13 protein-coding genes and 1 rRNA gene are annotated in these 20,594 nt (G+C 51.1%); 12 read left to right on the top strand and 2 right to left on the bottom strand.

The window, feature by feature from the left end:
* Together BMW41_RS04565 and BMW41_RS04560 are read left to right on the top strand one after the other, a co-directional pair.
* Window positions 1-1,182 (top strand): PP2C family protein-serine/threonine phosphatase, encoded by a 1,182-nt coding sequence (locus tag BMW41_RS04565; RefSeq protein WP_074649055.1) that lies wholly within the window; start codon window positions 1-3, stop codon window positions 1,180-1,182.
* Between the two features lie 29 nt (window positions 1,183-1,211).
* A complete protein-coding gene (locus BMW41_RS04560) occupies window positions 1,212-2,672 on the top strand; it encodes a 4Fe-4S dicluster domain-containing protein (protein WP_074649054.1) in 1,461 nt (486 codons plus the stop codon).
* Between the two features lie 479 nt (window positions 2,673-3,151).
* On the opposite strand, the gene BMW41_RS04555 is transcribed toward BMW41_RS04560, so the two are convergent.
* The gene (locus tag BMW41_RS04555; protein WP_074649082.1) at window positions 3,152-4,558 is read right to left on the bottom strand and encodes an amidophosphoribosyltransferase; all 1,407 of its coding nucleotides are present in this window, start codon (window positions 4,556-4,558) and stop codon (window positions 3,152-3,154) included.
* 212 nt (window positions 4,559-4,770) lie between these two features.
* Here BMW41_RS04555 and recA point away from each other — a divergent pair, with 212 nt between their 5' ends.
* From recA to BMW41_RS04530, 5 genes are all read left to right on the top strand, one after another.
* Window positions 4,771-5,853: a recombinase RecA gene (gene recA / locus BMW41_RS04550; RefSeq protein WP_074649053.1), complete on the top strand. Its 1,083-nt coding sequence runs from the start codon at window positions 4,771-4,773 to the stop codon at window positions 5,851-5,853.
* Window positions 5,854-5,951: 98 nt separating this feature from the next.
* Complete coding sequence (locus BMW41_RS04545; protein WP_074649052.1) at window positions 5,952-6,560, top strand: regulatory protein RecX; 609 nt, start codon at window positions 5,952-5,954, stop codon at window positions 6,558-6,560.
* A 95-nt stretch (window positions 6,561-6,655) separates the two neighbouring features.
* Window positions 6,656-8,203, top strand: a complete 1,548-nt coding sequence (gene rny, locus BMW41_RS04540; RefSeq protein ID WP_031474641.1) for a ribonuclease Y — start codon at window positions 6,656-6,658, stop codon at window positions 8,201-8,203.
* 156 nt (window positions 8,204-8,359) lie between these two features.
* Window positions 8,360-9,166, top strand: a complete 807-nt coding sequence (gene proC, locus BMW41_RS04535; RefSeq protein WP_074649081.1) for a pyrroline-5-carboxylate reductase — start codon at window positions 8,360-8,362, stop codon at window positions 9,164-9,166.
* Between the two features lie 194 nt (window positions 9,167-9,360).
* A complete protein-coding gene (locus tag BMW41_RS04530; RefSeq protein WP_083378784.1) occupies window positions 9,361-9,921 on the top strand; it encodes an NUDIX hydrolase in 561 nt (186 codons plus the stop codon).
* 239 nt (window positions 9,922-10,160) lie between these two features.
* Here the strand turns inward: BMW41_RS04530 and BMW41_RS04525 are convergent, their stop codons facing one another.
* The gene (locus BMW41_RS04525) at window positions 10,161-14,447 is read right to left on the bottom strand and encodes a 2-hydroxyacyl-CoA dehydratase (RefSeq protein WP_074649050.1); all 4,287 of its coding nucleotides are present in this window, start codon (window positions 14,445-14,447) and stop codon (window positions 10,161-10,163) included.
* Between the two features lie 422 nt (window positions 14,448-14,869).
* Between BMW41_RS04525 and BMW41_RS04520 the strand changes: the two genes are divergently transcribed.
* The 5 genes from BMW41_RS04520 to BMW41_RS04500 all read left to right on the top strand — a co-directional run.
* Window positions 14,870-15,754: a rhomboid family intramembrane serine protease gene (locus BMW41_RS04520; RefSeq protein ID WP_074649049.1), complete on the top strand. Its 885-nt coding sequence runs from the start codon at window positions 14,870-14,872 to the stop codon at window positions 15,752-15,754.
* Between the two features lie 189 nt (window positions 15,755-15,943).
* Entirely contained in the window at window positions 15,944-17,236 is a 1,293-nt protein-coding gene (locus tag BMW41_RS04515; protein WP_074649048.1) for a diaminopimelate decarboxylase, read from the top strand.
* Window positions 17,237-17,314: 78 nt separating this feature from the next.
* Window positions 17,315-17,731, top strand: coding sequence for a hypothetical protein (locus BMW41_RS04510; RefSeq protein ID WP_177171162.1), 417 nt, complete (start codon window positions 17,315-17,317; stop codon window positions 17,729-17,731).
* A 133-nt stretch (window positions 17,732-17,864) separates the two neighbouring features.
* Entirely contained in the window at window positions 17,865-19,847 is a 1,983-nt protein-coding gene (locus tag BMW41_RS04505; protein WP_074649046.1) for a sodium-translocating pyrophosphatase, read from the top strand.
* Between the two features lie 577 nt (window positions 19,848-20,424).
* Window positions 20,425-20,594: ribosomal RNA gene (locus BMW41_RS04500) — 16S ribosomal RNA — on the top strand; the annotation flags it as partial.

The raw sequence follows: 20,594 nt of genomic DNA, 5'->3' as shown, positions 1-20,594 counted from the left end.
ATGAGCATTACGGTCGATGTGTCGAAGCACAGTCTGAATAAACATTCGGAGTATCTCTGCGGCGATACGGTCGAGATGCTCAAAACAGAGAATTCCGATGTCATGATTCTGGCGGACGGCATGGGAAGCGGCGTACAGGCCAGCATTCTCTCAACCCTCACGGCGAAGATTCTCGGCTCCATGTTTGCCCAGGGAGCAAAGCTGGAAGAGTGCGTAGAGACGGTGGTGAACACGCTTCCGGTGGAAAAAGTCCGTCAGGTTGCGTATTCCACGTTCACCATTCTTCAGATTTTCAATAACGGTGAAGTCTATCTGGTCAATTACGACAATCCGCCGGTTATTTATCTCAAATCCGGTGTTCCCGCCGATCTCCCGGTCACCACGCGGGTGATCAGCGGTCAGAAGATCCGTGAGTGCCGCTTCATGGTGAAAAAGGGAGATACCCTGATTCTCGTCAGCGACGGCGTGACTCATGCCGGTACCGGCCGTTCGGCGTATCCTTTCGGCTGGCAGTGGAGACAGGCCGCGGCGTACGCGGCGGAAGTCTGCGGTCACTCCGCATCGGCGGTCCGCATTGCCGTTTCACTCACCGACCGGTGCCGGGAACTTTATGAGGGTAATCCGGATGATGACACGACTGTTGTCTGTGTCCGGATCATTGAGGCTCAGAAGGTTCACATTATGACCGGACCGCCGCGGGATGCGGATATGGATCCGGTCATTACCAGAGAGTTTATGGAGGATCCGGATGCGAAAAAGATCGTTTCCGGCGGTACGACCGCGACGATCGTATCCCGGGAAATCGGGAAACCGCTGACGATCTCGCTGGATTATATGGATCCGGATATCCCGCCAACGGCAAATATGGAGGGCGTGGATCTGGTGACGGAGGGGATTCTCACTCTCCGGAGAGTGGTGGAACTTTTGGAAAAATACCGGAAGCTGGCCCTGCCCTCTGCTGCATTTTTCAGAGAACTGGATCGGAAGAATGCCGCATCGGTTATGGCGAAAATGCTGATTGAAGAGTGCACGGATCTGACCATGTTTATCGGAACAGCGGTCAACAGTGCATATCAGAACCCGGATTTGCCGATCGATCTGGGAATCCGTCAGGCCCTGACCAAGAGACTCGTGAATGCGATGCGCGGTCTCGGAAAACGGGTCACGGTAAAATATTATTAATATAAGAAGTTCATTTCGGGAGAAATACAATGATTACAAATGACGCGACGATACTGAAATTTAAGCATAAGATCCTGCGGGAGGTTGCAAAGCTGGCGTGGGACGGAAAACTGGATGAGGAGAGAGATCTTCTTCCGTACCGCCTGATTCCGGGTCCGAAGGCAAGTTACCGCTGCTGTATCTATAAGGAAAGAGAGATCGTTCGCCAGCGAATCCGTCTGGCGGAGGGAAAGTGCCCGAGCGACCGCGACACAACCAATGTGGTTCAGGTTATCAATGCGGCCTGCGAGGAGTGTCCGATCGCATCGTACACCGTTACGGACAACTGCCGTAAATGTATGGGTAAGGCATGTCAGAACTCCTGCCATTTCGGCGCGATCACCATGGAAGCGACCAGAGCCCACATTGATCCGGACAAATGCCGTGAGTGCGGTATGTGTGCGAAGGCCTGCCCGTACAATGCCATTGCCCATCTGGAGCGTCCGTGCAAACAGGTCTGCCCGGCGGATGCCATCACCTATGACGAGTTTGGCGTCTGTGTGATTGATGAGAAGAAGTGCATCCAGTGCGGACACTGCATCCACAGCTGCCCGTTCGGCGCGATCGGTTCAAAGACATTCATGGTAGACCTGATCCGACTGATCAATGCAGGCAAGAAAGTCATTGCCATGATGGCACCGGCAACCGAAGGACAGTTCGGGCCGGACATCACCTACTCCAGCTGGAGAACCGCGCTGAAGAAGGTCGGCTTCTACGATATGTATGAAGTCGGACTCGGCGGTGATATGACCGCATGGGCGGAAGCGGAAGAGTGGCTTGAGGCTCTGCACGAGGACAAGAAGATGACGACGTCCTGCTGTCCGGCCTTTGTCAATATGATTCGCCAGCATTATCCGGAACTGATCGATAATGTGTCCACTTCCGTATCGCCGATGGTGGCGCTGTCCCGTATGCTGAAGGCAAAGGATCCGGGCGTGACGACGGTATTCATCGGCCCGTGTATTGCCAAGAAGAGTGAGGCAATGGATCTGAACATTCCGGGAAATGTGGACTATGCCCTCACCTACGGGGAGATCCGCGCCATGCTGAAAGCAAAGGATGTGGAACTTCTTCCGGAGCCGAACGACACACAGCAGGCCAGCCAGTTCGGAAAACGATTCGGCCAGGTCGGCGTTGCCAGCGCGGTGATCGAGTGCATGAAGGAGATGGGAGAGAGCGGAGATATTTCCGCTCTTCGCTGCAGCGGTGCGGCGGAGTGCAAGAAAGCACTTCTTCTTATGAAGATGGGCAAGCTTCCGCAGCAGTTTGTGGAAGGTATGATCTGTGAAGGCGGCTGCATCGCCGGACCGAGCTCCAACAAGACACCGATGGAGGCAAAGAAGATTCGTGAGTCTATGATCGCCGAGGCGGATGACCGCACGGTAAAGGAGAATCTGAAAGATTACGATATGGATGCATTCTCCATGCACTCCAAGAGAGTGATTCGCTGAGAACGGGAAAACTGCCCGGGGGACATTCGGAACGGAACGGGAGTTCCCGGCGGTTTTTCGAACTGTTCGGGCGGGGTGTCTCGCAATTTTTGAAATTATAGTTTTAAATATACTAAACCGGCAGATGTCAGTTCGTGGAAACACGCCAGACATCTGCCGGTTTTTTGTTTCATAGAAAATTTCTCCGAAATTTCCTATGAAACAAAAACGCTCCGCGAGGATGCGCACGCCGCTGTAAGGAAGCTGTCACCTGACGGTGACCAGCGGCGGCGCGCAAAGTCCGCGGGGCTCCCCTCAGGACTGAGGGGATGGGGAACCGAAGTCCGCTTGCGGACTTTGTTCCTGCATGAGGCCGTCGTCTGTATTCTTTGGTGATCCTGTACAAAAGAAGAATCAAATACAATCGAACGGATGTTTGAAAATCGTGGTTATTGCTCTTGAATCCAGTATTTTATCAATGATACAGTAGGGACAACGGATTATTCCCGGCCGGACCAGCAGTAGGTGCAGAGCCGGCAGGAGCCGATTCCGATGGATTCTTCCAGATCGTCGAGGCGCTGGAACTGAAGGGAGGTGAAGTTCAGCCTGCGGCAGATTTCGTCAACCATCTCTTTGTAATTCCGGCTGTCCGGATTTGCGTAGTCGAGCAGGATTTCTTTGGAGACGTTTTCCCCTTCCCGTTCCCGGATGATCCGACGGGTGATCATGTCGTAATCGGAATTGGAGCGGGAGAAATTGATGTATTTGCAGCCAAACAGAAGCGGCGGACATGCCGGGCGGATATGAACTTCCTTTGCACCGCGCTCATACAGAAATTCGGTGGTGTTTCGGAGCTGTGTTCCGCGGACGATGGAGTCGTCAATCATCAGGAGCCGCTTGTTGCGGATCAGGGATTCCACGGCGATGAGTTTCATGTGAGCGATCAGTTCGCGCTGGCTTTGGCGGGTCGGCATAAAGGAACGCGGCCAGGTCGGGGTATATTTGATAAACGGGCGCTCATACGGGATGCCGGATTCGTTGGCGTATCCGACGGCGTGAGCGATACCGGAGTCCGGAACGCCTGCGACGGAATCAGCGGAGACATTGTCACGTTTGGCCAGCATTTTTCCACATTCATAGCGCATCTGCTCGACGCTGACCCCGTCATAGGATGCACTCGGATAACCGTAATAAACCCAGAGGAAGGAGCAGATCCGTTCTTTGTCCCTTGGCTGTGCGAGACACTCGTAGCCGTCCGGGGTGACAAAGTCGATCTCTCCGGGGCCCAGTTCGTGGCAGGTTTCATATCCGAGATTAAAGTATGCGAAATCTTCGAAGGAGATGCAGTATCCGTCATTGTTTCTGCCGAGAACAGCCGGTGTGCGGCCCAGAAGATCTCTGGCAACATAGATACCTTTTGAAGTGAGAAGAAGAATTGTCATAGAACCGTCGATTTTCTGCTGTGCGAGCTGCAGACCTTCGACGATGGAATCACCCTGATTGATGATGGATGCGGTCAGTTCGGTGGCGTTGATTTCTCCGCCGCTCATTTCGATAAACTGGACGTGGCGCCGTTCGTCCGCTTCCCGGACGAGTTCGTCTTTGTTGTTGATCTTGCCGACTGTGCAGATCGCGTAGGTTCCGAGATGAGAATGGATGAGGAGCGGCTGCGGTTCCATGTCGGAGATACACCCGATTCCGAGATTTCCTTCCAATTCATCCAGGTCCCGGTCAAATTTGCTTCGGAACGGTGTGTTTTCGATGTTGTGGATGGACCGGTGAAAACCGTCCTTTCCGTACACGGCCAGTCCGCCTCTTCTGGTTCCCAGATGTGAATGATAATCTGTTCCGAAAAACAGGTCATTCGTGCAGCTGCGTTTCGATACGACTCCGAAAAAGCCTCCCATAAGATATCCTTTCGTGCAAAGATATGCTGCCCGGCCGAACTGCCGGACAGTGAAACGAATTTTTACGCAGAATATCATAGCACAGGATTTGGATTTGTGGGAAAGAAATTCTCTTGACAGGGGAGAGTTCAGGAAGTATGATAGTCACAGAAATGAACGAATGTTCGAAAAAAGAACGTTCTGAGATGATACAGTTACGGAGGAGACCACTTATGAACAAAGATGACAAGCTGAAAGCATTGGACGCCGCGCTCACACAGATTGAGAAAGCGTACGGTAAGGGCGCCGTGATGAAGCTCGGTGATCAGGGGGCCGGCATGGAGATTGAGACGGTTCCGACCGGATCGCTCAGTCTGGATATCGCACTCGGACTCGGCGGCGTGCCGCGCGGAAGAATTCTCGAGATTTACGGTCCGGAATCCAGTGGTAAGACCACCGTTGCTCTTCACATGGTGGCGGAAGTCCAGAAGCGCGGCGGAATCGCCGGATTTATCGATGCGGAGCATGCTTTGGATCCGGTATATGCGAGAAATATCGGTGTCGATATCGACAACCTCTATATCTCCCAGCCGGACAGCGGTGAGCAGGCATTGGAGATTACCGAGACCATGGTTCGTTCCGGTGCGGTGGACATTGTCATCGTCGACTCGGTTGCTGCTCTTGTACCGAAGGCAGAGATTGACGGAGAGATGGGAGATGCTCATGTGGGTCTTCAGGCCCGCCTGATGTCTCAGGCACTGCGCAAGCTGACGGCAGTGATCAGCAAGTCCAACTGTATCGTGGTATTTATCAACCAGCTTCGTGAAAAGGTCGGTGTTATGTTCGGCAATCCGGAGACGACAACCGGAGGCCGTGCGCTGAAGTTCTATTCTTCCGTTCGTATGGATGTTCGCAGAACCGAGTCACTGAAACGCGGCGGTGAGGTTATCGGAAACCATGTTCGCGTCAAGGTTGTGAAGAATAAGATTGCTCCGCCGTTCAAGGAGGCGGAATTCGATATCATGTTCGGTAAGGGCATCTCCAAAGAAGGCGATATTCTGGATCTCGCCGAGAAGAACGATATCATCAACAAGAGCGGAGCATGGTATGCATATCTCGGAGAAAAGATCGGTCAGGGACGTGAAAATGCCAAGGTCTATCTTCAGGAGAATCCGGAGGTCTGCGAAGAGATCGAACGCAAGGTTCGTGAGCTGTACGGACTGAACGGTGGTGCTTCTGCGGAGGAAGCGCCGGTAAAGAAGCCGGATGGCGTGGAAGAGGAAGCAGTGCTGAAACCGGTAAAAGAGACAAAATAAAACATATTTGAACGGCATTCCGGGGCAGCAATGCTCCGGGATGCTGTCGTTTATGCCGGAAGAGGAAGCTCGAAAAGTCAAAAAAAGAGGATTGCGATATGTATTTGGTGGATAAGACAGAGCCGTTGGATTCCCGGCGAACCGTAATCTGGCTGGACGGGGAGGCCGCATTTGCACTGTACAACGGCGAGATGCGCCGGTTTCACATTGAAGAAGGGGAGAAACTCACCGAGGAAGTCTATGAAACTGTGATGACAGAGATTCTTCCGAAAAGAGCCCGGGAACGCGCGCTGTACTATCTGAAATCACAGGCCCGGACGGAGCGGGAAGTGTGGTCGAAACTGAGACAGGGAATGTATCCGGATTCGATTGTTCAGGAAACGGTATTATTCTTAAAGCGATATCATTACATTGATGATGCGGAATACGCACGGAATTACATTGAAACTGCCGGATGCCGAAAGAGCAGGAGAGAGATCGAACAGCGACTCCGGACCAAGGGGATAGAGCGTGAAATCATCCGCGAGATTTTTGCCGAAAACGCACCTCCGGCAGAAGAAACATTGAAAAAAATTCTTAAGAAAAGGCATTACTCCGCAGACGCATCGGAGGAGGAGACACGAAAAACGATCGGTTATCTGATGCGCCGCGGATTCGGCTATGAGGAAATTCGCCGGGCTATGGTTGAAATGCATAATGATGCATGATTGATGATTTCAATTCTTGACAGAATGTTGTAAAGAGATTAAAATTATTTATGTTGTATTTTTGTACAATGAAAACTGAATAAGGAGGTGCTCCTGTGTCACAGATAGTAGTAATAGTGCTTATTACAGCTGTAGTTGTAGCTGCTATTACCTGGGTGATTTCCGGAGAGATTCGCAAGAGAAATTATGATGCGAAGATCGGAAGTGCGGAACAGAAATCCCGGGAGATAATAGATGAAGCATTAAAAGTTGCAGAGACTAAGAAGCGAGAAGCTCTCCTGGAGGCGAAGGAAGAGTCTTTAAAGACTAAGAATGAGCTGGAAAAAGAAACAAAAGAAAGAAGAGCTGAGCTTCAACGCTATGAGCGACGCGTACTGAGCAAAGAAGAGAATCTTGACAAGAAGTCCGAAATCCTCGAGAGAAGAGAGCAGAGCATCAACAGCAGGGAGGAGTCTCTGAAGAAGAGAACTGCGGAAGTGGAAGAAATTCAACAGAAGCAGCGTGAAGAACTGGAGCGAATCTCCGGACTCACATCCGAACAGGCAAAGGAATATCTGCTGAAGATCGTTGAGGAGGATGTCAAGCACGATACCGCGAAGATGGTTCGTGATCTTGAGACCCAGGCAAAGGAAGAGGCCGACAAGAAGGCGAAGGATATCGTCGTGACTGCCATTCAGAGATGTGCGGCAGATCATGTGGCGGAATCCACCGTTTCTGTGGTTCAGCTTCCGAATGATGAGATGAAGGGCCGTATCATCGGACGTGAGGGAAGAAATATCCGCACGTTGGAGACGATGACCGGTGTCGAACTGATCATCGATGATACTCCGGAGGCAGTGGTTCTCTCAAGCTTCGATCCGGTTCGCCGTGAGGTTGCGAGAATTGCACTGGAAAGACTGATCGTCGATGGCCGTATTCATCCGGCCAGAATCGAGGAGATGGTTGAAAAAGCCCGCAGAGAAGTGGAAACCAAGATGGTTCAGGACGGCGAAGACGCACTGATCCAGGCTGGCGTACACGGAATTCATCCGGAACTGATCAAACTTCTCGGAAAGATGAGATATCGCACAAGCTACGGACAGAACGCGCTGATGCATTCGATTGAGGTTGCTCAGATCGCAGGTCTTCTTGCAGCAGAAGTTGGATGTGACGTGAGACTGGCAAAGAGAGCCGGACTCCTGCATGATATCGGTAAATCGATTGACCATGAACAGGAAGGAACACATGTGGAACTCGGTGTTGCACTCTGCAGAAAGTATAAAGAATCTGCAACAGTGATCAACGCGGTCGAGTCTCACCACGGCGACGTGGAACCGCAGAGTCTGATTGCGGTACTGGTTGCTGCGGCGGATACGATTTCCGCGGCAAGACCGGGCGCAAGACGCGAGCAGGTTGAGACTTACACCACTCGTCTGAAGAAACTGGAGGATATTGCAAACTCTTATAAGGGTGTTGACAAGTCCTTTGCGATTCAGGCGGGCCGTGAGATCCGTATCATGGTTGTTCCGGAGCAGGTCAGCGATGACGATATGGTTCTTCTCGCTCGGGATATCTCGAAGCGGATTCAGGAAGAACTGCAGTATCCGGGTCAGATCAAGGTCAACGTGATCCGCGAGTCAAGAGTCACGGAATACGCAAAATAATTATCCGTCAGGAAGCCAAGCCCCATGGACCGAGAGGTCTGTGGGGCTATTTTTTTTGCGTGTGATGGAGTATGATAGGAGATGACATTAGACAAGAAACGAAAAAATACGGATTTCACGGCGAAAATGAAGAAATACAGGAAGAAGGAGAAAGCGATGTATAACGTTGGGTTTATCGGAATGGGAAATATGGGGACCGCAATTCTGAAAGGTCTGTTGAAAACATACCGCCCGGATCAGCTGGTTTTCACTCAGCCGACCGAGGCAAAGGGAAAGAGAATAGAAGCGGAGACAGGGGTTAAGTATGCAGCCACCAATGAAGAGATTGCAAAGAATGCGGAAATCCTTGTGCTCGCGGTAAAGCCGCAGTTCTATAACAGCGTTCTTCCGGAGATCGGAGAAGTCCTTGCAAAGGATGCGATTGTGATTTCGCTCGCGCCGGGTGTGACGATCGATAGCATCCGCGAGAAACTCGGTGGGAAAGGCCGCATTGTCCGCTGTATGCCGAACACACCGGCGATGATCGGCGAGGGAATGACCGGCGTTTGCTATGATGAGACACTGTTTTCCGAGAAAGAGAGAAAGGATATTCAGGACATTTTCGAATCATTCGGTGAAATGCAGCTGGTTCCGGAACATCTGATGGATGTGGTTACCTGTCTGAGCGGAAGTTCTCCGGCTTATGTGTATATGTTTATTGAGGCACTGGCGGATGCAGGTGTAAAACACGGAATGCCGCGGGCTGCTGCATATAAATTTGCGGCAAAAGCTGTGGCGGGAAGTGCGGAGATGGTTCTAAAGACCGGAAAACATCCGGCGGAACTGAAGGACAATGTCTGCTCTCCGGGCGGAACCACCATTGCCGGAGTGGCGGCGCTGGAAGAGTATGGTCTTCGCAATGCGGTGATCAAGGCTTCGGACGCGTGTTATGACGTCTGCACGGCAATGAAAGATAAAAAATGACAGGAAACGATAAAAAAAGCGGAAGATGAACGGGCCGGTTTATGGAACGGCGAATGATACGCTGAACGAGATGGCCGAATGCGACGGCGCACGAGACGCTAAATGGAACGACGAATGATACGTTGAACGAAACGTTAAATGGAACGTTGAACGATACGCTGACTGAGACGGCGAATGCAATGAGGAATGAGACGATGAATGAAATGGAAGAGAATTATGGATTGGAACGCGTGGAACTCCTGAAACGGGAACTCAGATATACGGGATCGGTGCTGCATGTGTATCAGGATACGGTGCTTGTTAAGGGACATGAGGCAAAATGGGATTTTATTCATCACATGGGGGCGGCAGCGGTTGTTCCGGTCCTTGAAGATGGCAGAATCGTTATGGTGCGCCAGTACCGCCACGCGCTGGGGCGCTTTACCCTGGAGATTCCGGCGGGAAAACTGGATTTTGAGGGGGAACCGATGCAGGACTGTGCGATCCGTGAACTTCATGAAGAGTCCGGATTTGTCAGCAGCGAGCCGGAGTATCTGATGACGGTGAACACGACAGTGGCCTTCTGTGATGAGAAAATCGGTATCTATGTCTGCCGAAACCTGAAGAAGGCTGAACAGAGTCTGGATCCGGACGAGGAGATCAACATTGAACTCTGGGACGTGGAGGAACTGAAAAAGAAGATTTTTGCCGGCGAGATGACGGACGGCAAGACCGTTGCGGCGATCCTTGCGTATGATGCAAAGTACTGCCGATAAACATACTGCAAAGATCATTGATCATGAGATCGCACAGTGAGGAATGGAAGGAATAGGTTGGTTGCCTGCGTCTGCATGAGCCAAAGCCCCGCGCAGGCGACGGACCTTGACGACGGATATGATAAGAGCGGAACCCGCGCAGCGGGTTCCGCTCTTATCATCATGTTTGAAACAGTGTCGTATGGAGATGCTCCGCCGTATGGCGGAAGATTATCCACTCGCATAAGTTCGGGAGAAAATCAGGAGATTACGCTCTCGTTTTTTTCCGAAATCCGCTTATTTGCAACGGCGAGCATCAGTTTGATCCGGTTAAGCTGGTTGACTTCACTGGCACCGGCATCATAGTCGATGGCAATGATGTTGGCTTCCGGATTGGTCCGGCGCAGTTCCTTGATGACACCCTTGCCGACAATATGGTTCGGAAGACATCCAAACGGCTGGGTGCAGATGATATTTTTCGTTCCGCTGTGGATCAGCTCCAGCATTTCTCCGGTCAGGAACCATCCCTCACCGGTCTGATTGCCGAGAGAAACGTATTTCTGCGCCATGGATGCGAGAGATTCGATCCGGGTCGGCGGAGTGAAATGACGGCTCCTTTCAAATTCGCGGCGTGCCGTGCGGCGGAGATACTCCAAAACGGAGATAACCATGTTGCAAAGCGTCGCGGTGGTCTTCCGGAAGCCGAGATTTTCCGCTTTGAAATTCGTGTTGTAGAAGCAGTACAGCAGGAAATCAAGAAGATCCGGCATCACGGCTTCGGCTCCTTCCGATTCCAGAAGGTCCACCACGTGGTTGTTGGCAAGGGGCGAGAATTTTACCAGAATCTCGCCGACGATGCCGACCTTCGGCTTTATGGTATTTAATCGCGGAAGAGCGTCAAAATCGCGGATGATGCCGCGAATGTTGCGGTTAAACTCGCCCATGGAAGCGCCCTTTTTCGCGAGAGAACGGATGCAGATTTCTTTCCATTTCTCATGAAGCCTTTCGGCAGCGCCGCGCTCGGCTTCATACGGTCTCGTCGCATACAGACACCGCATGAATACGTCGCCGTATACCAGAGCCTGCATACTCTTCATGACCAGGGGAAGAGAGAGCTTAAAGCCCGGATTCTTTTCCATACCGTTCGCGTTCAGGGAGATAACCGGAATGTTCTGCATGCCGGCATTTTCCAGAGCGCGGCGGATAAAGCCGATGTAGTTGGAAGCACGGCAGCCGCCTCCGGTCTGGCTCATGATGACGGCGGTCTTCTTCAGGTCATATTTGCCGGAGAGCAGAGCCTTCATGATCTGTCCCACGACGATGGTGGACGGATAGCAGGCGTCATTGTTCACGTATTTCAGACCCTCGTCGATGATCTGACGGCCTTCCTCCGTCCGGCCGTATTTCAGGATGACGAGGTTGATGCCGCAGCTGCGTACCGCAGGCTCGATCAGGTCAAAGTGAATCGGTGACAGTTCCGGACACAGAACGGTGTAATTGTCCTTCTGCATCTTTTTGGTGAACAGCACGCGGTTATAGGAAGCATCCTCCACCGGGTGAGAGTATTTCTTCATTTCACGGATCCGGATCGCGGCGATCAGGGAGCGGACACGGATGCGGGCCGCTCCGAGGTTGTTGACCTCGTCGATTTTGAGAACCGTGTAGATTCGGCCGGAGGTAGTGAGAATGTCACTGCACTGGTTGGTGGTGACCGCATCCAGACCGCATCCGAAGGAGTTTAACTGGATCAGCTCCAGCATCGGCTGGGTTTTGACAAACGAGGCCGCCTTGTAAAGTCTGGAGTGGTACATCCACTGGTCGGTCACGATCAGCGGCCGGTCGACACTTCCCAGATGGGAAATGGAGTCCTCGGTGAGTACCGCAAATCCGTAGGAGGTGATCAGTTCCGGAATTCCGTGGTTGATCTCCGGGTCGACATGATACGGACGTCCGGCGAGAACGATGCCGTGGCGGCCGTGCTCTTTCATCCAGCGGAGCGCATCTTCGCCGGCCTGTTCCATGTCTTTTCGGGAGCGGAGAAGCTCTTTCCAGGCCTTGCGCGCGGCTGTGCGGACCTCGGAGCCGGTATGATGGTAATCCGAACCGTCTTTTCCGGTAAAGATTTCTACCAGACGGTTGGCAGCCACTTCCTCACTGGTAAATGCGATAAACGGATTCTCAAAACGGATCCGGTTTTCCTCCAGCGATTCCATATTGTTTTTGATGTTTTCCGCGTAAGAGGTTACCATCGGACAGTTGTAGTGGTTGCCGGCATCCGGGGTCTCATTTCGCTCGTAAGGAACGCAGGGGTAGAAAATGTGACGAATCCCCTGTTTGATGAGCCATTCGATGTGGCCGTGCACCATTTTCGCCGGATAGCACTCAGATTCGCTCGGAATGGTTTCAATGCCGAGCTCATAGAGCTTTCGGGTCGACTGTGGGGATACGATCACCCGGTAACCCAGTTCACGGAAGAAAACAGCCCAGAACGGGAAGTTTTCAAACATATTCAGGACGCGCGGGATGCCGATGACGCCGTGCTTGGCCTCATCCTCCGGAAGCGGAGTGTACGCATCGAACATGCGCTGCATTTTGTACTTGAACAGGTTCGGGACATTCTCGCTGGTCTTGCGGATGCCGAGACCCCGCTCGCAGCGGTTTCCGGACACGAACTGACGTCCGCCGTCGAAACGGTTGATGGTCAGAACGCAGTGGTTGGTGCAGCCCTGACATCTCGCCATATTGGTCTGGTAGGAGAGATTCAGAATCTGATCGATCGGAAGCATGGTGGTACCTTTTTCGGCATCGTAGCGCTCCCGCGCAATCAGAGCGGCGCCGTAGGCGCCCATGATGCCGGCGATGTCCGGACGAACCGCGTCCACTCCGGAGATCTTTTCAAAACTGCGGAGAACCGCATCGTTGTAGAAGGTACCTCCCTGAACGACGACATGTTTTCCCAGATCCTCCGGGCTGGTGATCTTGATGACTTTAAAGAGTGCGTTCCGGATGACTGAGTAGGCAAGTCCCGCGGAGATATCGCCGACTTCTGCGCCCTCTTTCTGCGCCTGCTTTACGTTGGAGTTCATAAACACAGTGCAGCGGGTTCCGAGATCCGTCGGATTCTGCGCGAACAATGCGATTTTTGCAAAATCCGCGACGCCGTAGCCGAGAGATTTCGCGAAGGTCTCGATAAAGGAACCGCATCCGGACGAGCAGGCCTCATTCAGCTGAACGCTGTCGACCGTTCCGTCCTTGATCTTGATGCATTTCATGTCCTGCCCGCCGATGTCGAGGATACAGTCCACATCCGGCTCGAACGCGGCAGCGGCATAGTAGTGGGCGATGGTCTCAACTTCCCCTTCATCCAGCATAAATGCGGATTTGAGGAGCGCCTCACCGTATCCGGTGGAACAGGAAAAGGCAATCTCCGCATCTTCCGGCATAATCTCGGAAATCTCTTTCATCGCACGGATGGCGGTTGCAAGAGGACTTCCGCTGTTGCTGCTGTAGAAATTATAGAGGAGAGTTCCGTCCTCGCCGACCAGGGCCAGCTTTGTGGTTGTGGAGCCGGCGTCGATGCCGAGAAAACACTTTCCGTGATAGTCGCGGAGGTCCTTTTTCGGAACGGTATGGCGTGCGTGGTGGCTGCGGAATGCGTCATATTCGGCCTGATCCCGGAAAAGCGGATCCATTCGCTGGATTTCCGTTTCCATGCGGACGCCGTCAGAGAGACGGGAGATCAGATCCCGGATGTCAACCGGCTCATTTTTTTCATCGGCGCTCATGGCGGAACCGAGAGCGGCGAACAGGTGAGAGTGCTCCGGTGCGATGATCTGGGATTCGCCCAGGTTCAGCGTGCGGATGAACGCATTGCGAAGCTCCGGCATGAAGTGCAGCGGTCCGCCCAGAAATGCGACATTTCCGCGGATCGGTTTTCCCTGCGCGAGACCGGAGATGGTCTGATTGACTACTGCCTGGAAAATGGACTCCGCCAGATCCTCTTTGGTTGCGCCCTCGTTGATCAGCGGCTGAATATCGGATTTTGCGAATACACCGCATCGTGCCGCGATCGGGTAGATCATTTTATAATTTTTTGCATACTCGTTCAGACCGGCAGCGTCCGTCTGAAGAAGAGACGCCATCTGGTCGATGAAGGAGCCGGTGCCGCCGGCGCACAGACCGTTCATTCGCTGGTCGATACCGCCGGTAAAATAAATGATTTTTGCGTCTTCTCCGCCGAGTTCGATGGCCACATCGGTTTGCGGCGCATAATCCTTTAAGGATGCGGCGACCGCAACGACTTCCTGCGTGAATGGGATGTCCAGATGATTGGAGAGAGCAAGACCGCCGGAACCGGTGATGACCGGGCGGACGGAGATTTCTCCGAGACGGTCTTTTGCTTCAAGCAAAAGATCTGCGAGCGTTCCCTGGATGTCTGCAAAGTGACGCTTATAATCGGAAAACAGAAGAGAGTTCTTCTCATCGATGATCGTGATCTTTACGGTTGTAGATCCGATATCGATACCGAGCCGTTTTACTGAATTCATGGCTATGGCCTGAAGGCCGATCCCCCCTTTGACATAATGAATGATTCATTTCCATATATAAACGAGCCGAAACAGACCGGAGCGGTTGGGTTCGGGACTCGTATAAATGAAAAAAATGAATACTAAATAGAAATTTAGATATAAAACCGTCATATACTCTATCACAATCGTACCGTAAAAACAATTTTCTGAACCGTTAAGAAAGTGATAAAGTGATAGACAGGAAGGAATGCGGGAGGTTCACGGAAGGCAATTCGACGCCGGGGCTGGCAGCAGGATTTTCCGGAGTCGGGAAAGCATTTGACAAGGAGACGCAGTCTCTTCTATAATGTATCGCAAATGCGGAAAAATCCCGTAAAAGACAGCATTTTTGGAGAATGCTGATCTGTATAATAACAATATATATGGAAGGAATAACTACTATGAATTTTCTGAACCGTCTGGAGCGGAAGATAGGAAGGTATGCAATTCCGAATCTGATGTACTATGTTGTGCTGATGTATCTGCTGGGCGTGATTTTGAGCTTTGTGAATCCGTATTTTTATTACGAGCACCTATGCCTGAATGTGGGGGCGATCCTTCAGGGCGAAATATGGCGCGTGATCACATTTCTGATCTGTCCGCCGTCGGCCGGGCTCCTGTTTAATCTCCTGATGATGTACCTCTATTATTCCCTCGGCACAACACTGGAGAGAACCTGGGGAACCTTCCGGTTTAATGTCTATTTCCTGATGGGTATCCTCGGACATATCGCGGCGGCCTTTGTGATCTATGCGCTTTTTGGCGCATCGGTTCCGCTGACGACGTACTACCTGAATGAATCGTTGTTTCTTGCGTTTGCAGCGACATTTCCGGACATGGTGTTCAACTTCTTCGGGATCATTCCGATCAAGGCAAAATGGTTGGGGTTCGTGATCGGTGCGCAGTTCCTGTACCATTTTGTGACCGGGGGAATGATCAGCCGGATTGCCATCGGAATGTCGCTCCTGAACTTTGTGGTCTTCTTCCTGATGAGCCGGGATTACAACCGGTTTTCACCGTCGGAGATTTCCAGAAGAAATCAGTATCAGAAAGCGGTAAAACAGAGCAGGGAACTCCATAGGCCGGCGAAAGCGGATATTGTCCGCATGAGACCGAGATCAGAGGGACCGCTGCATCGATGTGAAGTGTGCGGACGAACGGAAAAAGATGATCCGTCTCTGGAATTCCGGTACTGTTCGAAATGTGCGGGCAGCAGGGAGTATTGCATGGACCATCTTTACACCCATGAGCATGTGACGGAAGACAACGGAGAATACAAAGAATAATCGATACGGTAACAAAAGGTTTCTTTCTAAATTAATATAGAATATACACGAAATAAGACGGTCATTCCGGAACGGCGCAGCATCTGCGCTTTGAGATGGCGACCGGATCGAAAACGGAGTATCCGGTATTAATTGCGAGAAATCTGTTTACATCATAGAAAGCCATAACATAAAAGCAGGAGGACCAACATGGATAAGAAACCGTTTGCAACCAGAGAACAGCTCGAAAAGATCCGCGAACAGTACCCGACACCGTTCTATCTTTACGACGAAAAAGGACTTCGCGACAATGCTGAACGTGTCAAACGCGCGTTTTCCTGGAATAAGGGCTTTCGCGAGTATTTCGCCGTAAAAGCAACACCGAATCCGTCGATTGTAAAAATCCTCGGGGAGTACGGCTGCGGCGTGGACTGTTCTTCCCTGACTGAGCTGATGATGGCAAAGGCACTGGGATACCGGGACGACAGAATCATGTTCTCGTCCAACGATACTCCGGAGGGAGAGTTCCGCTATGTTCATGAGATGGGCGGAATCATCAATCTGGATGATATTACTCTGATTGATTTTCTGGAAAATGAACTCGGAGAGATTCCGAAGACCATCAGCTGCCGTTTCAATCCGGGCGGTCTTTTCAAGGTGAGCAATGATATTATGGACAATCCGGGGGACTCCAAGTACGGAATGACGGAAGAGCAGCTCTTTGAGGCATTTCGCATTCTGAAGGCGAAAGGGGCGGAACATTTCGGAATCCATGCCTTTCTTGCCAGCAACACGGTCACGGATGAGTATTATCCGATGCTGGCCGGAATTCTCTTTAAACTGGCAGTCAAACTCCAGAAAGAGACCGGCGCGCATGTGGAGTTTATTAATCTGTCCGGCGGCGTAGGTATCCCGTATCGTCCGGATCAGACGCCGAATGATATTTTTGCCATCGGAGAAGGAGTCCGCAAAGTATATGAGGACATTCTTGTTCCGGCAGGTATGGGTGATGTCTCGATCTACACGGAAATGGGCCGGTATATGGTGGGGCCGTACGGAGCGCTTGTCACGACAGCAATCCACGAGAAACACATTTATAAGGAATATGTCGGCGTTGACGCGTGTGCCGTCAATCTGATGCGCCCGGCGATGTACGGAGCGTACCATCACATCACTGTTATGGGAAAAGAGGGACTCCCGTGTGATCACAAATACGATGTAACCGGTTCTCTCTGCGAGAACAACGATAAATTTGCAATCGACCGTATGCTTCCGAAGATTGACCGGGGAGACATCCTGTTCATTCATGATGCGGGAGCCCATGGCTTCTCTATGGGATACAATTACAACGGAAAGCTGAAATCCGCGGAACTTCTTCTGAAGACGGACGGATCGGTAGAAATGATCCGCCGTGCAGAGACGCCGAGGGATTATTATTCAACCTTTGATTTCAGCCATGAATTCGATCAGGTTCTGGAAGAATGGGAGAAGAGGAACAAATAAGCAGCGGAGAAACATTAATTATTTCTTCATGATTTATTATGTGCTCCTTCAATCTTTTTCGAAGACAGTATGATATACTTGAATCAAGAAAAAGAAAAAATATTTTCAAAAAAGAAAATTCCTGATTACTATTTTAATACACACTTCGAAAATCCTGAGAAAGAGGCTCCGCAGAAGCGGAGCCTCTTTCTTGTTTCACAGGAAATTTCTCCGGAATTCCCTATGAAACAAAACGCCCCGCGGATTTTGTTCCTTTATAGGAAGTATCTCTGGAATTTTATTAAAAAAGATCCGGCGGCTGCACAGAGACTGCCGCTGTATCCGAAGCAGGGATTACTCGCGATACTGTCGGGCAGCCGACAGCGCTGTGAGGACAGGTGCTGTTCAGAAAAATCTGATTTCGGATTATGTAATTTTGTGAAAATTTTTAAAAAACTTTGTAACTTAATTAACGATGCGCGTGATTTTCTTGCGCAATCCACAAATCTGGGGTAAAATATTTTCCTGCGAGTGGTCGTTTTTTATGAAAAGATTCTATTGCGTTCGACGGATGGGGAGCTGAAGAAAGTTGATGTTTTTTTTCTAAGGAGTCAGACTCGCAAAATTTAAAACAAATGGAGGGTAAAAAATGGTTAACACACTAATGATCGTCCCGGTCCTCGGAGTGGTTGCATTGCTTTTTGCGGCATACCAGTCATCCAGAGTCTCCGCACTGGATTCGGGCAACGATCGCATGAAGGAGATTGCTCAGGCCATCAGTGAAGGCGCGCATGCGTTCCTGTTTTCTGAGTATAAGATCCTGGTTATCTTTGTCGCAGTTCTCTTTGTACTGATCGGCATCGGCATCGGAAGCTGGGTGACAGCGATCTGTTTCGTTTTTGGTGCGGCGTTTTCCACACTTGCCGGATATTTCGGTATGTCGGTTGCGGTTAAAGCGAATGTGAGGACAACCAATGCGGCAATGACGCATGGAATGAATAAAGCTCTTTCCACCGCATTTGCCGGCGGTTCGGTTATGGGAATGTGCGTTGCGGGATTCGGCGTTCTGGGAGTAAGCGTCATTTACCTCCTGACGGGAAATGTTGACGTTCTCTCGGGCTTCAGCCTCGGCGCGTCTTCCATTGCACTGTTCGCCCGTGTCGGCGGCGGTATCTACACAAAGGCAGCCGATGTCGGCGCGGACCTTGTCGGTAAAGTTGAGGCGGGAATTCCGGAGGATGATCCGAGAAACCCGGCTGTTATTGCAGACAATGTCGGTGACAATGTCGGCGACGTAGCCGGAATGGGCGCGGACCTCTTTGAGTCCTATGTCGGAGCGCTGGTATCCGCACTGACACTCGGCATTGTATATTTCAATGCGGCAGGTGCCCTGTATCCGCTGTTTATCGCTTCCTTCGGTCTGGCTGCATGCATCATCGGATGCTTCTTTGTAAGAGGAGATGAAAAATCCGATCCGCATAAGGCACTGAATACCGGTACCTATGTTGCGAGTGCAGTAGTGCTGATCGTTGCGGTGGTATTTGGCAATATGCTGTTCGGCGGCTATAATCAGACAATTGCCGTGGCGGCAGGCCTTGTGGTTGGTCTGATGATCGGTCGGATCACCGAGTATTATACTTCCGGCGATTACAGCCCGGTTCAGGAGATTGCACGTCAGTCTGAGACCGGTGCCGGAACAACGCTGATTTCCGGTCTGGCAGTCGGCATGAAGTCCGCAGCAGTTCCGATTCTCCTGATCTGTGTCGGCATTTTCGTATCCTATGCATGCTCCGGCCTCTACGGCATTGCCCTGGCGGCAGTTGGCATGCTCTCCACAACCGGTATTACGGTTGCGGTTGATGCGTACGGACCGATCGCAGACAATGCCGGCGGTATCGCTGAGATGTCGGAACTGGATGAGAGCGTAAGAGAGATCACCGATAAGCTGGATGCGGTAGGTAATACAACCGCTGCAATGGGCAAGGGATTTGCGATCGGATCTGCTGCTCTGACAGCACTTGCTCTGTTCGTTTCCTATGCGGAAGCGGTAAAACTGGATAAGATTGATATTCTGGATCACAAAGTAATCATCGGTATTCTGATCGGTGGTATGCTTCCGTTCCTGTTCTCTGCTTTTACCATGGAGTCGGTATCAAAGGCGGCGTACCAGATGATTGAGGAAGTTCGCAGACAGTTCCATACGATTCCGGGAATCATGGAAGGAACCGGAAGACCGGACTACAAGTCCTGCGTTGCGATTTCCACACAGGCAGCGCTGAAAGAAATGCTTGTTCCGGGTATTATGGCAGTTGTATCTCCGCTTGCAGTCGGCATCATTCTTGGACCGGCATCTCTCGGCGGACTTCTGGCAGGCTCTCTGGTTACCGGCGTTATGCTGGCAATCTTTATGTCCAATGCCGGCGGTGCATGGGATAACGCAAAGAAGTATATTGAAGACGGTAATCACGGCGGTAAGGGAAGCGAAGCGCATAAGGCAGCTGTTGTCGGCGACACCGTCGGCGATCCGTTTAAGGATACATCCGGCCCGGCTCTGAACATCCTGATCAAGCTGATGACCGTAGTATCTCTTGTATTCGCTCCGCTGTTTATGTCGATTGGCGGAATGATCTGATCAAATCATCCAATCGAATCATCGGATCAGATGATTTGATTGGATGACAGAAATAAAATGAAACGGAAGGATCCTCTCTGCGTAAAGCAGGGGGGATCTTTTCCATTTCATAGGAAATTTCTCTGAAATTCCCCTATGATACCAAAACGCTTCGCGGACTTTGTTAGTAAAATAGCTTCGGGGATAAGCGGCGATCCGGAAGCAGCTCCGCGAAATCCGGAAAAATTCTCCCTGTGAAAGTGTTTTTTGAAAAAGTGCTTGACGTGAAAATGCAAATGAGGTATCATACAGAAGCTGTCGCAAAACAGTAATGACTGCTTCGAAAGAACAGAGGATTTCAAAAAAAGAAATCAAAAATTCCTGTTGACACGGACAACTCACTGTGATATATTAAATGAGCTGTCGGCGAGACGGCGAGAACATTGAAAACTGAACAGTATATAAAACCCTGAAAATTCCAAGAACAAAGGCCGATAAGGTAGAGGCCTGAAGTTCGAGAGATTTTCAAGAACAAAACCTTAAACAGTAATAACGGTTAAGAATAAGCCAAGCTTAAGTCTAAACCGGATCAAACTTTTAACGAGAGAGTTCGATCCTGGCTCAGGATGAACGCTGGCGGCGTGCCTAACACATGCAAGTCGAACGGAAATTACAGAAGGAAGTTTTCGGATGGAATTTTGTAATTTTAGTGGCGGACGGGTGAGTAACACGTGGGTAACCTGCCCTGTACCGGGGGATAACAGTTGG

It is taken from the genome of [Clostridium] aminophilum (assembly GCF_900101295.1).
Lineage (GTDB): Bacteria > Bacillota > Clostridia > Lachnospirales > Lachnospiraceae > Clostridium_R > Clostridium_R aminophilum_A.
This window is presented reverse-complemented; position numbering and strand designations above follow the sequence as displayed.

What these genes read in the sequence shown, in the direction of transcription:
- BMW41_RS04515 (WP_074649048.1), top strand. Translation starts at nt 15,944, where the DNA reads ATGGATAAGAAACCGTTTGCAACCAGAGAACAGCTCGAAAAGATCCGC.
- BMW41_RS04530 (WP_083378784.1), top strand. Translation starts at nt 9,361, where the DNA reads ATGAATGAAATGGAAGAGAATTATGGATTGGAACGCGTGGAACTCCTG.
- recA (WP_074649053.1), top strand. Translation starts at nt 4,771, where the DNA reads ATGAACAAAGATGACAAGCTGAAAGCATTGGACGCCGCGCTCACACAG.
- proC (WP_074649081.1), top strand. Translation starts at nt 8,360, where the DNA reads ATGTATAACGTTGGGTTTATCGGAATGGGAAATATGGGGACCGCAATT.
- BMW41_RS04565 (WP_074649055.1), top strand. Translation starts at nt 1, where the DNA reads ATGAGCATTACGGTCGATGTGTCGAAGCACAGTCTGAATAAACATTCG.
- BMW41_RS04560 (WP_074649054.1), top strand. Translation starts at nt 1,212, where the DNA reads ATGATTACAAATGACGCGACGATACTGAAATTTAAGCATAAGATCCTG.
- BMW41_RS04545 (WP_074649052.1), top strand. Translation starts at nt 5,952, where the DNA reads ATGTATTTGGTGGATAAGACAGAGCCGTTGGATTCCCGGCGAACCGTA.
- BMW41_RS04525 (WP_074649050.1), bottom strand. Translation starts at nt 14,447, where the DNA reads ATGAATTCAGTAAAACGGCTCGGTATCGATATCGGATCTACAACCGTA.
- BMW41_RS04520 (WP_074649049.1), top strand. Translation starts at nt 14,870, where the DNA reads ATGAATTTTCTGAACCGTCTGGAGCGGAAGATAGGAAGGTATGCAATT.
- BMW41_RS04555 (WP_074649082.1), bottom strand. Translation starts at nt 4,558, where the DNA reads ATGGGAGGCTTTTTCGGAGTCGTATCGAAACGCAGCTGCACGAATGAC.
- BMW41_RS04505 (WP_074649046.1), top strand. Translation starts at nt 17,865, where the DNA reads ATGGTTAACACACTAATGATCGTCCCGGTCCTCGGAGTGGTTGCATTG.